The organism is Chitinophagales bacterium (assembly GCA_019694975.1).
Classification (GTDB): domain Bacteria; phylum Bacteroidota; class Bacteroidia; order Chitinophagales; family UBA10324; genus JACCZZ01.
The window spans coordinates 601,244-615,171 of sequence record JAIBAY010000002.1 but is presented as its reverse complement, the minus strand read 5'-3'; the positions used below and the strand labels follow the sequence as shown (position 1 = coordinate 615,171).

Sequence of the window (13,928 nt, the reverse complement as noted above, 5' to 3'; positions counted from 1 at the left end):
ATCAGAGTGCCACTTTCTGAGAAAAAACCTGTCCATTCTGGCGAACCGTTACCATATAAATACCTGTAGGCTGACCGGCCATGTCTATCGTCATTTCAGCAGCATCAATTTTTACTGCCTTGATAGTCTGACCAACAAGGTTGGAAAATATAACATCTCCTTCTGCATTATTGCTGAGCTGAACATGCACCTGCTGATCAGCAGCAAACACCCTGATACCGGAAGCAGGTACCGGTGTGATGCCAACGTTTCCCACATCTCCGGCATTGATGGCTGTGCCTTCCTCTGATTCATAAGCATAATCCTTTATTACGAACGACTTGCCATCTTCCGCTACATCCATCCGCATCCAGCCATAAAAATTATCAGTTCCCACTTTCAGCCTGAGTCCCATGTATTTATCCACTGCTCCAAACCAATGGCCATAAGCGCCCTGGAAATAACCTGAGCTGGCTAAGGTTTGCCCGGCACCGGAATTCCAGGTGCGGCTATCGCCGATAGTTTCATTCAGTGCAAAGGCTGAAGGGTATATATATGGACTGTAATAGGTGCCTGCAATGGCATTATCTCCTATAGCTTCAGCAGCCATCTTAACAGCACCGCCTGTTGATGAGATCGTTATTTTGAAATCAACAGTTGCGTCATTATTAAGATCAAGATCATATTCAGCTCCATTATTTGCCTGTGCATCATCCGGGTTTACATCTGTATATACAATCTGGGCATTTACCAGATTTGATACTGTCAGTAAGGATGCTGCCAGGGAAGAGTAACTGGTAATTTTTTTGGAAAGTGTAGAGCGTTCTTTTTTCATGAGTAGGGATTTAGTTTGAGTTCAAAAATAGTTAAAAATGATCTTGATTACAAAATAAAGCAATGCACAATCTGGCACTGTTCTAAAAGGCTTAATAGCCGTTTGTTTGCATGCCTAGGCACAACTATCGCAGCAACAGATCAACATTTCAACATTCTTAATACGGATCATCTCAGAAATGGCTTTTAGCCGGCCTGCAGTCATATAGCAAAAACCAACGCATCAGCAACTTTATTTCTAAAAACGGTCAGCACTTCGAGTGTTATGATCATTGTTTATGCATAAATATCGGCCGGCTTCTATGCTGACTTGCCTGTTGCGTGCCAGTCAAGCAGCATTAATTCCCATGTTTCACCGAAAGGATCTGTATAGCGATGTATCACTTTCAGTCCAACCCGCAGGTGGGCATTTATTGAACGTTTATTCCTGCTGGCGACTTCAGTAATGAGGAGCCTGTAGCAGGATGCATATTCTCGTTTTAGTCCATCATACAGCAGGCCAAAAATTCCATGCCCCCGGTAATCTTTTGCAATGCAAACCTGCCCCATCACGAAATAGGTGAAGGAGGGAAGTGGATAATGAAGGTATTCGAGTGCGTCAATCATGTTGAACATGGGAACCAGTACAGGTATCTTATTGCGAAAAGAAGCGGGCATCACCAGTGCATAGCCAACAACTCGCTGCTCATCGAGCGCCACGATGGATGGAGCTTCGGCATGCATATCTTTCAGTGTTGCAAAATCATGCTGCACCGTCACAAAGCCCTGCTCCTGTATTTCCTTTTCATCCAGTGATAAAGCCAGGTTACTTTGCTGTAATTGCAGAATTTCGTCCAACTGGCTGTCGCCGGAAACGGGTGCAATTTTTATGGCATCAGCTTTCGGAAATGATTTCTTCATATCGCCTTTATGCATTTCATTAAAAAAACTTGCCGGGTAAACTGAATTCCGCCGTTTCCGGATATTCATTAGTAGCTGATAAGAAGAAGCTATCTCAAAACAGGCAATCAATGCGGTCAAACCGAATTTATTCCGGCATCTGTCAATGAATTGAAGAGATACTGCTCCCGATCAATCAGGAAAGAATGACTCCGGGTATTTTAGATAACTTCTGGTTGTATTGTTGCCTCAACACGGAAAACATGACGGTGAAAATCAGTTTAAATCGTTCGTATTTTCTTTGCTGATACTGGAGATAAGTGCAGCCGGCAATTCCACTTTTATCTGGTTGTTGATGATATTGTATACCTGCTTCACATCATGCAGCATCTCCAATCCGGGCACTGCATCGTGCGCAAAATAGAATCCACCCAACAGCCAGGGATACAATGGATTGGTATTGCCGAATATGATAAACCCCGAACCATCTTTTTCATCTGTTGTTTCCATCCTGTCAATATTTTTTAGCGGCAATGTTTTTATCACAGGCCTTTTTCTTCCCGTTAATACAATCACCCGTTTGGTGGTGATACAGTAAAAAGTGTGTGCCCTTTTTGAAGCATCGGTGAAGAACCTGATCAGCCCCATGTAGAGGCCAGCTAATCCTAACAGTACACCAAAAAACTTCAGCACAATACCTGCATCATAATGCAAAAGCGTGTAGTCGAGGATGATGGAAAAACCTGCCAGGATAATACTCATCGGTATCAGGATGATATCGGCATCACGCAACTGAATGCCCCGCTTGGGCTGCCCGCACCAAAGGATTTCTTCATCAGGCTTCAGGTAGGGAAGGAATTTCAATGTTGCATCCATAGGCAATCTCCGGCAGTTGTTGCGCGTGAAGTGTTAAAGATGCAGTCTTCCCTCCAAATAAAGTTCAGCAATACAAAATTTACTTCAAACAATTTCCGGTGCTTATTATATTAAGATTTATTGAAAATTTTTGGGAAGTTACTACTTTGCATCTCCCAATGCGGATAAATCACCTGCTGTGGCAGGAAAATCCGAAAGGTGGCATTGGTATATGATGGAAAAATCGCCGCCCGATTCTAAACAAAAGTTGTATTTGTGAAGCTGATTAACAGGGAAATAAGCTGGTTATCTTTTAATGAACGTGTGTTACAGGAAGCGCAGGATCCTGCAGTGCCATTGCTAGAAAGGCTCCGGTTCCTGGGGATCTTCTCTTCAAATCTTGATGAATTTTTCCGCGTACGGGTAGCCTCGCTGAAAAGGATGACTGTACTCGGTAAGCGGGTAAAGAAAACCATCGGTGATTCGCCGAAGCGGATCCTTGCGGAGATTTTTGACAGGGTGATCACACTGCAGAATAAATTTAACCAGATTTACCAGGGGATTGTGCATGAATTGGAGCAGGAGGGGGTTTTTATCGTGAATGAAACACAGCTTACAGAGGAGCAGGGAGTATTTGTGAGAAGCTATTTTCAGCAGGAGGTGAGGGCGGCCCTGGTTCCAATTATGGTGGATGCCATCGTTGAATTTCCCTATCTGAAAGATCATGCCATCTACCTTGCCGTATTGCTTTCACACAGCGGGCATGATCATAAACCAAAGTATTCGGTGATAGAAATTCCCACCGACAGGCTTCCGCGTTTCCTTGTTTTGCCGAAACATGGCGAGCGTAATTTTGTGATACTGCTGGATGATGTGATCCGGTATTGCCTGGCTGATGTGTTCTATATTTTTCCACACGACACCTACAAAGCAGCCACCATCAAACTTACCCGTGATGCTGAACTGGATTTGCTGGAAGACTTTAATCAGAGTGTGACGGAGAAAATCGAGAAAGGAATCAAGCAAAGAAAAAGAGGTACGCCTGTAAGGTTTATATATGATGCAGCCATTGATTCCGACATGCTTGATTACATCCTGAAAAGAATGCATTTGAAGAAGGGTACCAATAACCTGGTGGCAGGAGCCCGGTATCATAACTTTAAGGATTTTCAGCGGTTCCCGTCTTTAGGCAAGACGCACTTATTATATCCGCAGCTTCAAAGGCTGCAGCACCCTGATCTGAAACCGAACAAAAGCATCCTCCAGGTGATCCGCGGAAAGGACGTGTTGTTGCATTTTCCCTACCATTCTTTCGATTCATTTATAGATTTTCTGCGAGAAGCGGCGATTGATCCGAAGGTGACGGAGATAAAAATCACCCTCTACCGGCTTGCAAAAAATTCCAAGGTGGCCAATGCGCTGATCAATGCAGTCAGAAACGGCAAGCATGTGCTCGTGGTAATGGAATTGCAGGCAAGGTTTGATGAAGAGCATAACATTTTGTGGAGCGACACGCTGCGTGACGAAGGTGCGCATGTTATTTTTGGCATCCAGGGTCTCAAGGTACACAGCAAGGTCTGCCTGATATCCAGGAAGGAGAAAGGAGAGATTGTTCAATACGCGAATATTTCAACAGGCAACTACAATGAATCAACTGCCGGGGTCTATGCTGATCACAGTTTATTCACCGCCGATCAGCGGATTACACAGGAGTTACAGCTGATGTTTGAGTTTTTTCAGAATACTTATAAAGTGCCAGATTATAAGTTTCTCGTGATGTCGCCTATACAAATGCGCAAGCGGTTGGAAAAGCTCATTCAGCATGAGATAGAATCCGCACAGAAGGGAAAAACGGCCCGCATTGATATCAAGCTGAACAATTTCGCCGATCAGGGTATGGTGGAAAAGATCATTGATGCCGCAAGGGCCGGCGTTAAAATCAGGATGCTGATCAGGGGAACCAGTACCCTGGGGATCTTGCCGGAAGAGCTTCGTGCCAACATTGAAATTATCAGCATTGTAGATAAATTCCTCGAGCATTCCCGGATGCTCATCTTTCATAACGATGGCGAAGAACTGGTTTATCTCACTTCAGCCGACTGGATGGTACGAAACCTGAACAGCAGGGTGGAAATGGCCTGCCCTGTGCTTGATAAGGAAATAAGCAGGGAGATCAGGGATTATTTTAACATTCAGTTTCGCGATAATGTTAAAGCACGGCTGATGGATGCCGATCAGCAGAATCATTACCGAAAGGACAATAACCCACCCTGCCGTTCACAGGATGAGATTTATTATTTCCTGAAGAGCAGAGGCGAGGCTATAAGGAATGCCCAAAGTGCTGTAACCGGTAGTATTGAACCCGATCTGAGACAGGCTGCATCCTGAATTTATTTACAGAGTATTTTCAGCACGCGCCTGTGAAAGCCTCCGCGAAACCTTATGTTGCGGCCTTGGATTTGTATGCGGGAAAATGTTCTTTAGCCTGATGTTCAAATCATCCTGGTTACTCATTCATGCGGACGGTAATTTTAACCTGCGGCCGGACTTATCATTATGCCTAAGGCTGAACATTACCAGCTGGCATTTATGATCTGCAATCATATTTCACAACGACTCACACAATAATTCCGACAGTCAATGATTTTACATCAGCAATGAATCATTGTACCGAAAGAATCAGAGACGTTCGGGAATTCCTACCGGTAGTTTTTTCGACCATTGCAATTCCCACCCGTCAACGCTTCAGTTTTGGTGACTATTCCACAATGAATTTTCCATTCATTCTTTGCCAGTGTCCGGGGTAAGTGCAGACGAACTGATAGGTGCCGGCAGGTGGCGCAGCGAACATTAACTCTTCAGATTGTCCGGGATCGAGTACATTGGAGGTGAACAGAATGTCGGACTTGTCGTCGGGTACAAAGTTCTTATCCGGGCCTGCACTGATGGCAGCCGTGGCAACTGCTTCCGCCTTGCCGTTTTTCACAATAAAGAAGTTATGCTTCATGGCAGCGTCGGTCGCTTTATTTACAAAATGAATCTTAACAGTGGTACCGCTTTTTACCCGTATCTCAGCGGTGGAAAACGACATAACATCCATAGTGTTGCCCAGTGCTTCCAGCGAAATCTCCATCACGGGTGCATTGGCATCAATCTTTGTTGCATCATAGGCAGCAGCAGGTTGTTCAGTAACATAGGTGCCTGCCGTGTCAGCGTTTGTTGCCTGATTTGACTGGTTGTCACCACCGCCGCAGGAAGGCATCAGGAAGAATAAGGGAATGCTGAATAACAAAGGAATTTTTTTCATAGCTTTATTTTATTAAAGTTAGTATTGTAACTATAAAATTGCCGGTTTGTTCACAATTTATCATTACTAAAATGAGGAACGGTTTTTGGTTTGCCGGATGGTTAAATTTCATTCCATGAAAAAGCAGGTATTTATTTTTTGGCTGATGCTGATTGTTTCCGGAATGCGGACAGCTGTGGCGCAAAACATTACTTTCTGTAAAGCTGCCGATAGTGATGGGCAAGCGGTGAGTACAGCAAAGGAATTTACCCTTACAAAAACAGGTGCAGCCATCGTATTACTTTTTCAATTCGGCAATGCAAAACCTGCCTCCATCAGTTATGATCTGTACAAAGCAGAAAAGGGAAATGAGGTCTTTCAGTCTACCTTAAAACAGGTTGTTACGCCCGGCAAAAACTGGGTTTCAAAGTCAATTACGCTGTATGATGCCGGGTTGTACCGTGTATATGTATATGATGAAAAAGATAAATTGCTGACTAAATCGGAGTTCACTGTTAAGCCGGCCGGCAATTAGCATCGTACCGTAATAAATACCTTCCTAAAAGTGTAGAGCATCCGTGCAATTCCCTTTCTCAGGCAATTGAAGTTCTGTTTATTTATCCATGATGTGCATGTGAAGTTACATCACTGCATGCATGTACTATGGATCGTCGCTAATCATGTTTTCAGTTGGCTGTTGAAGATGCTGGCGGGAGTTCTTCCAGCTGCTGCCTGATTTTTTTTGATAAGCCTGCAACTACCAGCTGATAGGAGTGATCAATCATTTGTATGATTTCCTGTTGCGGTATGCTTCCATCATCTTCCACGCTGTTCCAGTGTGTTTTATTCATGTGAAAGGCCGGTGTGACAGCCTGGTATTTTTCGCGCAGTTCAACAGCCAGCTCAGGATCACATTTCAGATTAATACGGACCGGCAGCGTCTCCAGGCCTGTCAGCAAAAACATTTTATTCATCACTTTAAACACCAGGGTTTCACTGTCGAAAGGGAATTCTTCAGTGACGCCTTTCTTTTGCAGACAAAATTCACGTATAAAGGCGTGCGTCATTTGTTGATAGCAGTTAATGCATGTGGTGATTCCGCTTAATCTTCATCCAGTAATTGATGAAGGGCTTCCTGTAATTCCTGGTGGGCCTTTTGTTCTTTTCCTGCCGTTCGCTTTATGCCTTCGCGGTAAATTTGCCCGGCGGTGGCCAGTTCATTGCGGCGTTCATACAGTTTGCCTAAATGGTAGTAAGTACCGGAGTAATCAGGATCATCTGCCAATATCTCCCTGAAGTAGGAAAGCATCTGCTCTTCATCACCGAGTTTTCCGTATTCCAGCGCCAGCGCAAATTTTACGAAGCTGTCTTTCGGGTTTGCCGACAGAAATTTTAATAACTGACTGATCCGGCTTTCATTCATGGTATATCAGGAAAAACTTTTTTGGCTACCTTTGCGGTTCTTTCAATGATGCTGAAGATACGGGCATCTTTCAGCTAAAAACATACAAAGATAGACATGAAGATTTTAGTTTGTATCAGTAAAACACCGGACACGACAACAAAAATCTCGTTTACTGAAAACAGTACGAAATTCAATAATGACAAAGTGCAGTTCATCATCAATCCTTACGATGAATGGTATGCACTGGTGAGGGCCATTGAATTAAAAGAAAAGCCATCAGCAGCGGTTACGGTAACAGTGATCAATGTTGGTGGTGCTGATAACGATGCCATCATCCGAAAAGCATTAGCGATCGGTGGTGATGATGCAGTGAGGATTGATGCCGAACCGGACGATGCCTTCTTCGTGGCAGATCAGATCGCACAATTTGCCCGCAACGAACAGTATGACATCATTTTGCTTGGTAAAGAAACAATCGACTACAATGGATCACAGGTTGGCGGCATGATTGCGGGATTGCTCGATCTTCCTTTCATCTCGCTGGCCTCCTCGCTGGATCTCGAAGGCAACAGCGCTACGGTAGAGCGCGATATTTCAGGCGGAAAGGAAGTCTTAAGTGTGCAGGTTCCTTTTGTGGTCAGCGCTTCAAAAGGTATGGCAGAAGCGAGGATTCCCAATATGCGCGGCATCATGGCAGCCCGTACCAAGCCGATCAAAGTACTTCCACCGTTTGCGTCTGCGAAGCTCACTTCTGTGAAGAAGTATGATGTTCCGAAGGAGAAAGCAGGCCCTAAAATGATTTCGGCCGATCATCCGGAAGAGCTTGTATCACTGCTCCATAATGAAGCGCGGGTGATCTGAAAAAATATTAACATTTAAAGCAATCGTTGAATGAGTGTACTTGTTTATGTTGAAGCAGCGGAAGGAAAGTTCCGGAAACCTGCCTATGAAGCCTCCACGTATGGTGCAAAGGTTGGCGCCATGCTGGGTGTTGAAGCCCATGCTTTGTGCGTTGGAGAAGCCGAAGAGGAGTCATTGAAATCGTTAGGCGATTATGGCATCAAAAAGGTTTGGGTGGTGAAAGATGCCCGTCTCCGGAACTTTGATCCTATGGTCTATGCTAAGGTAATTGCACAGGCCGAATCGCAAACCAATGCAGATGTGCTGGTACTGATACAGAACTATAATGGCAAAGCTATTGCACCTGTTTTAGCTGCGAAATTACGTGCGGGGCTTGTTGCCGGTGCAATTGAGTTGCCGGTTATTGAAGGAGATTCGTTTTTAGTGAAGAAAAATGTGTTTTCCGGTAAGGCTTATGCAACTTACGAAATGCATTCCCCAAAGAAGATAATCTCGCTGATGCCCAACACGGTTGCTCCGCAGAAAACAGAAAACCTCGCAACCGTGCAAGAGTTTAAACCTGTATTGAGTGACACAGATTTTAAGGTGACAGTGAAAGAAGTAGTAAAGGCAGCTGGGAGCATTTCGCTGTCGGACGCGGAGATTGTCGTGTCAGGTGGTCGCGGACTGAAAGGCCCTGAGAACTGGGGCATGCTGGAAGAGATGGCAAATCTGCTTGGTGCGGCTACTGCCTGTTCGAGGCCAGTTGCCGACATACACTGGCGGCCGCATACGGAGCACGTGGGCCAGACAGGAATTGCTATCCGCCCGAATTTGTATATTGCAATAGGTATTTCAGGAGCTATTCAGCACCTGGCCGGAGTGAATGGCAGTAAAGTGATGGTGGTAATTAATAAAGATCCGGAAGCTCCTTTTTTCAAAGCTGCTGATTATGGAATTGTGGGTGACGCTTTTGAAGTGGTGCCAAAGCTGAATGAGGCATTGCGAAAATTTAAAGCAGGAAATTAACGGGTTAATAATCGCCGGGTTAGCATGAAGAAGATTGAACTGGAAATTGTCGCCTTGTCACATAGCATCACGCAATCGCATTCTTATGCCGTGGTATTGGGAGAAGTGGGTGGCATACGGCGTTTGCCGATCGTTATCGGAGGATTTGAAGCACAGGCCATTGCCGTCGCACTGGAAAAGATGAATCCAACACGGCCGCTGACGCATGACCTGATGCGCAGCATCTGCCAGTCATTTAATATTGAAGTGAAGGAAGTAGTTATCAATAACCTGCTCGACGGTATCTTCTACTCCCAGCTGGTTTGCAAACGCGGCAATGAGTTAATGGAGGTGGATTCCCGTACGTCAGATGCACTGGCCCTTGCCGTGAGATTTGACTGCCCGATATATACTTATGAATTTATTCTCGATTCAGCCGGATTGATCCTGGAGGAACCTGCGAAAGAAGAGAAGTTGGAGATCAAAGAACGCAAGGCGGAAAAAAAACCGGGCGCAGCAGCAGTGAAGTCTATGGATCTTGCCCGACAGTCGTTGCCTGAGTTGAATACCTTGCTCCAGACATTACTTGAAAGAGAAGACTACGAGCAGGCTATCAAGGTGAGGGATGAGATAACGCGCCGGAAAAAGCAATCCTGACCACGCTGTCTCCCCTGCAGATTATGCTTGTACTGTTTTCATTTGTTCCGCTATCCCTTCTTTTTATTCGAGGAATCTCCTTTTTATCGCTGCCGATGGCACCATGCAGTGTTCCCGCTTTCCAAAAATTCGGTAACGGTATTTTGCAACAATATCATAGATGCCGTCCCTGATAAACGGAGGTATGATGATAAAACCATACAATAGCGGCCATCCGCCGCCAAGCTGCCTGGCAATTCTTAAAACCGCAGTTGACTTTGTATACATGGTACCCTGCTCAATCAATACCACGGAATCCGATTTTCGTGTGTCGGACATGTGTTCAGCAAGCAGCTTTACAGCAACCGGTGACTGCAATGAGCTGAATAGAAACTGTTTTTTCTTATCACGTTTGATGATGAACTGAACAAAACCATTGCACAAATTACACACGCCGTCAAAGAGGAGGTAATATGTGTTTGGCTCTTTCACTGTTTTCATTTTTTGCATTCCTGCTCGATAACCTGATTCTTTTTCGCCATACTACTGCTGATTAAAACTATGGTTGCAATTCGATAGCATTACTTACAGAAGGCAGAATTAATATAAAGGTACGCCGCGCCAATGTATTGCTCTTTTTATCCTGAGCTTACTTATACAGCCATAATCCAGGCAGTGGCTTTTAGTCAGCATAGCATGGGTATTGCAGTGAACATATTTCAATTTCAGCGGATAAATTATCATCTTTCCGACAAATCAGTTTTTGATGGAAATAGTCCGGGGGCTTGTAGGGCTCGCATCACTTATACTTATCTGTGTAATTTTCAGCAATAACAGGAAAGCTATCGACTGGAAACTTGTAGCGGCCGGATTAGTACTTCAGCTGTTGTTTGCCATCGGGATTTTGCATGTTCCCTTTTTCCGCGACATCTTTCAGTATATCTCACAGGGATTCGTAACACTCATCAATTTATCGCATAAAGGAACAGAATTCCTTTTTGGAAACCTTGCCGATCAGTCGCAGTCGTGGGCCTATGTTTTTGCAGTACAGGTACTGCCCAACATCGTTTTTTTTGCTGCACTCTCCGCACTCCTCTATTACCTCGGCATCCTGCAGATCATCGTATATGGTTTTGCCTGGGTAATGAGCAAAACCATGAAACAGATCTCGGGTGCCGAAAGTATGTCAACAGCAGCCAATATATTTCTCGGCCAAACAGAAGCACCGTTAATGGTAAAACCCTACCTGGCAGGCATGACGAAGAGTGAGATTCTCTGCATCATGATTGGCGGAATGGCGAATACAGCCGGAAGCGTACTCGCTGCTTATGTGAGTTTTTTAGGTGGTGCCGACCGCACGCAACAGGAGTTTTATGCACTGCACATGTTGTCGCAGTCTATTATGTCAGCTCCGGCAGCCATTGTTTGTGCAAAAATTTTATTCCCGCAAACTGAAATGGATAAGGTTGCTAAAGATCTTCATGTGCCTAAGGAAAAAGTGGGAAGTAACGTGCTTGATGCGATAGCCAACGGCACCACGGATGGTTTAAAACTTGCCATCAATGTAGCAGGTATGCTCGTCGTTTTTATTGCCCTGATGGCTGTGCTGAATTACCTCCTTCATTTGTTTGGCGGTATAGGCGGATTAAATACGCAGATCATTTCAATGACTGATAACCGCTATGATGGATTGTCACTCCAGTTTTTATTTGGTTACCTGTTTGCCCCGCTTGCCTGGTTAATGGGCGTTTCGTCCCACGACATGCTGGCTATCGGTCAGTTGTTGGGTGAAAAAACCGTGATCAATGAATTTGTCGCATACATCTCCATGGGTAATTTAATGAAGGAGGGCCTTCTGACCGACCCGAGGTCGATAGTAATTGCCACGTATGCCTTATGCGGATTTGCCAATTTTTCTTCAATTGGCATACAGATAGGCGGCATTGGTGCACTTGCTTCCAATCAACGGCAGAATCTTTCATCCTTAGGTATTAAATCGCTCATTGGCGGAACAATTGCCTGTTTTATGACGGCCGTAATTGCCGGCATGTTATACAGCGGATAGCGCATTTTTTACAGGATTTTTTTCAAACTATTGCACGCTCAAACAGAGCATCTGTTTGACGTTTTCAGTTCTGCAGCTTAAGCGAGTGAGGAAGGTTGCAGTCGGCACCCGGAAGACGTAAATCATATTTTGTCGCCAATGAATCGAATCACTTTTTATTTTTACGCGCTAAATTTATCAAAGAACCATGTTTGATTTTCTTCTTACTGCCGATGGCTGGGCGAGTCTGCTGACGCTGATTTTCATGGAAATTATCCTCGGCATTGACAACATCATTTTCATTTCACTGATTGCCGAGCGACTGCCGAAAAATCAGCAACAGCAAGGCCGTGCCATCGGGTTGGCCATAGCGCTGGTGGTGAGGATTATGCTGTTGTTTTCCATTTCTTGGCTGACGCATCTCACCGATCCAATTGCAACCATTGGCACTTTCTCACTCAGCGCAAGGGATATCATTCTAATGGCAGGAGGCATATTCCTGCTATACAAGACCACCCTGGAAATACATCAGAAAATTGAACACGAAGATGAGCACGGGACGAAGCTGAAGGGTAGAAACACTTTCGGATCGGTGATCCTGCAGATCATTTTGATTGATGTGGTATTCTCCGTTGATTCTATCCTGACGGCTGTGGGGCTGGTAGATAACGTCATTATCATGATTATTGCAGTAACCGGAGCAATGTTCTTTATGCTGCTGTTTTCCAAGATTGTCAGTGAGTTCATCAACAGGCATCCCACGATTAAAATGCTTGCACTTTCATTTTTATTAATGATCGGTGTGTTATTGGTAGCAGATGGCCTGCATTATCACATAGAGAAAAAATACCTCTATTTCGCCATGGCATTCTCCTTCCTCGTAGAATTCCTGAATATGAGAGAAAGGAAAAAAAGTAAAAAGGCGTAATCAGCTACTGATATTATTGTTTGCTGACAGGTGAAGTTGTTAGTGTTGTATGGTCTTCCGGGCCGGTTGGCAGGTATTAAACTTCCTCCGGCACGAGTTTACTCTTGACCTTAACTACCCAGCCGAAAGGATCGGGCACCCTGCTGGTTTTAATATCTTCCAGGTCCTGCTTCAGCTTCGATGAATAATTCTTCTCATTGATGGGTGGCAATTCCATTACGGCACCTTTGTAACCGATATGCGAGATTGCAGTAATAGAGGCTGCAGTGCCTGTACCGAAAGCTTCCATGAAAAGGCCTTTTTTATGTGCATCAGCAAGTTCATCGAGCGATATTTTGCGTTCTTCCACCGTGACGCCATAGCTTTTTAGCAACTGAATAACGCTGTCGCGTGTCACTCCGTCTAATATGGTGCCGTCGAGGTTTGGTGTAATTGCAATGCCGTCAACCACAAAGAAAACATTCATCGTGCCGATTTCCTGTGCATACTTATGTTCAATCCCGTCTGTCCATAAAACCTGGTCGAATCCTTGCTTCTGTGCTTCTTTCAATGGTAACATGGTAGCCCCGTAATTACCTGCAGCCTTGGCAAATCCAACTCCGCCGATAAATGCCCTTACATAATGATCAGAGGCCAGCACTTTCACCGGCTTGGAATAATAAGAGCCGGCAGGTGAAGTAATAATCAGGAACTTGAAGAATTCCGTTGGGCGGATGCCGATAAAGCGATCAGTGGCGAACATGAAAGGCCGAACATACAATGAACAGCCCTGTTCCTCCGGTATCCATTCATGGTCGAGGTTGATCAGTTCATGCAATGCGTCATGCCAGAGTTCTTCCGGCACTTCGGCCATGCCCATTCTCGCCGCCGATTTGTTGAATCGCCTGTGGTTTTTTTCAGGTCTGAATAATTGCGCATTTCCATAAGGATCTTTGTAGGCTTTCATACCTTCAAAAATTATCTGCCCATAATGCAGTGCGGAGGATGCAGGGCTGAAATACAGGTTTCCATAGGGAATGATCTTGCAGTCAGACCACCGGCCCTGCTTGCATTCCGCAACGAACATGTGATCGCCATACAATTTACCGAAAGCAAGCTCTTTGAAATTAACTGTTCCGAGGCGGGATGTCTCAGTTTGTTCAATGTGAAACGGATATTTCATAAGTAAGGAATTTATGCGGCGGTGGCAGCCGGATCAATAATAAATGGTGGCATAAAATTAAAAAATACTTCC

At 44.8% G+C, this 13,928-nt stretch carries 15 protein-coding genes; 7 read left to right on the top strand and 8 right to left on the bottom strand.

The window, feature by feature from the left end:
- Position 1: 1 nt before the first annotated feature.
- From K1X61_05665 to K1X61_05655, 3 genes are all read right to left on the bottom strand, one after another.
- A complete protein-coding gene (locus K1X61_05665) occupies positions 2-814 on the bottom strand; it encodes a T9SS type A sorting domain-containing protein (GenBank protein MBX7108119.1) in 813 nt (270 codons plus the stop codon).
- 299 nt (positions 815-1,113) lie between these two features.
- On the bottom strand, positions 1,114-1,713 hold the full coding sequence (locus tag K1X61_05660) for a GNAT family N-acetyltransferase (protein ID MBX7108118.1): 600 nt from the start codon (positions 1,711-1,713) through the stop codon (positions 1,114-1,116).
- Between the two features lie 255 nt (positions 1,714-1,968).
- Positions 1,969-2,568: a hypothetical protein gene (locus K1X61_05655; GenBank protein MBX7108117.1), complete on the bottom strand. Its 600-nt coding sequence runs from the start codon at positions 2,566-2,568 to the stop codon at positions 1,969-1,971.
- Positions 2,569-2,823: 255 nt separating this feature from the next.
- Between K1X61_05655 and ppk1 the strand changes: the two genes are divergently transcribed.
- Positions 2,824-4,935, top strand: coding sequence for a polyphosphate kinase 1 (gene ppk1 / locus K1X61_05650; protein ID MBX7108116.1), 2,112 nt, complete (start codon positions 2,824-2,826; stop codon positions 4,933-4,935).
- Positions 4,936-5,305: 370 nt separating this feature from the next.
- Here ppk1 and K1X61_05645 read toward each other — a convergent pair whose 3' ends face one another.
- The gene (locus K1X61_05645) at positions 5,306-5,854 is read right to left on the bottom strand and encodes a cupredoxin domain-containing protein (protein ID MBX7108115.1); all 549 of its coding nucleotides are present in this window, start codon (positions 5,852-5,854) and stop codon (positions 5,306-5,308) included.
- A 115-nt stretch (positions 5,855-5,969) separates the two neighbouring features.
- Here K1X61_05645 and K1X61_05640 point away from each other — a divergent pair, with 115 nt between their 5' ends.
- Positions 5,970-6,368 (top strand): hypothetical protein, encoded by a 399-nt coding sequence (locus K1X61_05640; GenBank protein MBX7108114.1) that lies wholly within the window; start codon positions 5,970-5,972, stop codon positions 6,366-6,368.
- 151 nt (positions 6,369-6,519) lie between these two features.
- On the opposite strand, the gene K1X61_05635 is transcribed toward K1X61_05640, so the two are convergent.
- The gene (locus K1X61_05635) at positions 6,520-6,900 is read right to left on the bottom strand and encodes an MmcQ/YjbR family DNA-binding protein (protein ID MBX7108113.1); all 381 of its coding nucleotides are present in this window, start codon (positions 6,898-6,900) and stop codon (positions 6,520-6,522) included.
- Between the two features lie 35 nt (positions 6,901-6,935).
- Positions 6,936-7,256, bottom strand: coding sequence for a hypothetical protein (locus K1X61_05630; GenBank protein ID MBX7108112.1), 321 nt, complete (start codon positions 7,254-7,256; stop codon positions 6,936-6,938).
- A gap of 96 nt (positions 7,257-7,352) precedes the next feature.
- On the opposite strand from K1X61_05630, the gene K1X61_05625 reads away from it, so the two are divergent.
- Genes K1X61_05625 through K1X61_05615 form a run of 3 tightly spaced genes read left to right on the top strand, consistent with a single transcriptional unit; the run spans position 7,353 to position 9,743 of the window.
- On the top strand, positions 7,353-8,099 hold the full coding sequence (locus K1X61_05625) for an electron transfer flavoprotein subunit beta/FixA family protein (protein MBX7108111.1): 747 nt from the start codon (positions 7,353-7,355) through the stop codon (positions 8,097-8,099).
- 30 nt (positions 8,100-8,129) lie between these two features.
- The gene (locus tag K1X61_05620; protein ID MBX7108110.1) at positions 8,130-9,107 is read left to right on the top strand and encodes an electron transfer flavoprotein subunit alpha/FixB family protein; all 978 of its coding nucleotides are present in this window, start codon (positions 8,130-8,132) and stop codon (positions 9,105-9,107) included.
- Between the two features lie 24 nt (positions 9,108-9,131).
- Positions 9,132-9,743: a DUF151 domain-containing protein gene (locus tag K1X61_05615; protein ID MBX7108109.1), complete on the top strand. Its 612-nt coding sequence runs from the start codon at positions 9,132-9,134 to the stop codon at positions 9,741-9,743.
- Between the two features lie 63 nt (positions 9,744-9,806).
- On the opposite strand, the gene K1X61_05610 is transcribed toward K1X61_05615, so the two are convergent.
- Positions 9,807-10,223 carry a thiol-disulfide oxidoreductase DCC family protein gene (locus K1X61_05610; GenBank protein ID MBX7108108.1) on the bottom strand — a complete coding sequence of 139 codons (417 nt, stop codon included), beginning with the start codon at positions 10,221-10,223 and terminating at the stop codon, positions 9,807-9,809.
- A gap of 265 nt (positions 10,224-10,488) precedes the next feature.
- On the opposite strand from K1X61_05610, the gene K1X61_05605 reads away from it, so the two are divergent.
- Both K1X61_05605 and K1X61_05600 read left to right on the top strand, forming a co-directional pair.
- Entirely contained in the window at positions 10,489-11,787 is a 1,299-nt protein-coding gene (locus tag K1X61_05605; GenBank protein MBX7108107.1) for a hypothetical protein, read from the top strand.
- Between the two features lie 187 nt (positions 11,788-11,974).
- On the top strand, positions 11,975-12,694 hold the full coding sequence (locus K1X61_05600; GenBank protein ID MBX7108106.1) for a TerC family protein: 720 nt from the start codon (positions 11,975-11,977) through the stop codon (positions 12,692-12,694).
- A gap of 76 nt (positions 12,695-12,770) precedes the next feature.
- Here K1X61_05600 and K1X61_05595 read toward each other — a convergent pair whose 3' ends face one another.
- Positions 12,771-13,856 carry a branched-chain amino acid aminotransferase gene (locus tag K1X61_05595; protein MBX7108105.1) on the bottom strand — a complete coding sequence of 362 codons (1,086 nt, stop codon included), beginning with the start codon at positions 13,854-13,856 and terminating at the stop codon, positions 12,771-12,773.
- Positions 13,857-13,928 lie beyond the last annotated feature (72 nt).

What these genes read in the sequence shown, in the direction of transcription:
- K1X61_05665 (MBX7108119.1), bottom strand. Translation starts at nt 814, where the DNA reads ATGAAAAAAGAACGCTCTACACTTTCCAAAAAAATTACCAGTTACTCT.
- K1X61_05660 (MBX7108118.1), bottom strand. Translation starts at nt 1,713, where the DNA reads ATGAAGAAATCATTTCCGAAAGCTGATGCCATAAAAATTGCACCCGTT.
- K1X61_05655 (MBX7108117.1), bottom strand. Translation starts at nt 2,568, where the DNA reads ATGGATGCAACATTGAAATTCCTTCCCTACCTGAAGCCTGATGAAGAA.
- K1X61_05645 (MBX7108115.1), bottom strand. Translation starts at nt 5,854, where the DNA reads ATGAAAAAAATTCCTTTGTTATTCAGCATTCCCTTATTCTTCCTGATG.
- K1X61_05640 (MBX7108114.1), top strand. Translation starts at nt 5,970, where the DNA reads ATGAAAAAGCAGGTATTTATTTTTTGGCTGATGCTGATTGTTTCCGGA.
- K1X61_05635 (MBX7108113.1), bottom strand. Translation starts at nt 6,900, where the DNA reads ATGACGCACGCCTTTATACGTGAATTTTGTCTGCAAAAGAAAGGCGTC.
- K1X61_05630 (MBX7108112.1), bottom strand. Translation starts at nt 7,256, where the DNA reads ATGAATGAAAGCCGGATCAGTCAGTTATTAAAATTTCTGTCGGCAAAC.
- K1X61_05625 (MBX7108111.1), top strand. Translation starts at nt 7,353, where the DNA reads ATGAAGATTTTAGTTTGTATCAGTAAAACACCGGACACGACAACAAAA.
- K1X61_05620 (MBX7108110.1), top strand. Translation starts at nt 8,130, where the DNA reads ATGAGTGTACTTGTTTATGTTGAAGCAGCGGAAGGAAAGTTCCGGAAA.
- K1X61_05615 (MBX7108109.1), top strand. Translation starts at nt 9,132, where the DNA reads ATGAAGAAGATTGAACTGGAAATTGTCGCCTTGTCACATAGCATCACG.
- K1X61_05610 (MBX7108108.1), bottom strand. Translation starts at nt 10,223, where the DNA reads ATGAAAACAGTGAAAGAGCCAAACACATATTACCTCCTCTTTGACGGC.
- K1X61_05605 (MBX7108107.1), top strand. Translation starts at nt 10,489, where the DNA reads ATGGAAATAGTCCGGGGGCTTGTAGGGCTCGCATCACTTATACTTATC.
- K1X61_05600 (MBX7108106.1), top strand. Translation starts at nt 11,975, where the DNA reads ATGTTTGATTTTCTTCTTACTGCCGATGGCTGGGCGAGTCTGCTGACG.
- K1X61_05595 (MBX7108105.1), bottom strand. Translation starts at nt 13,856, where the DNA reads ATGAAATATCCGTTTCACATTGAACAAACTGAGACATCCCGCCTCGGA.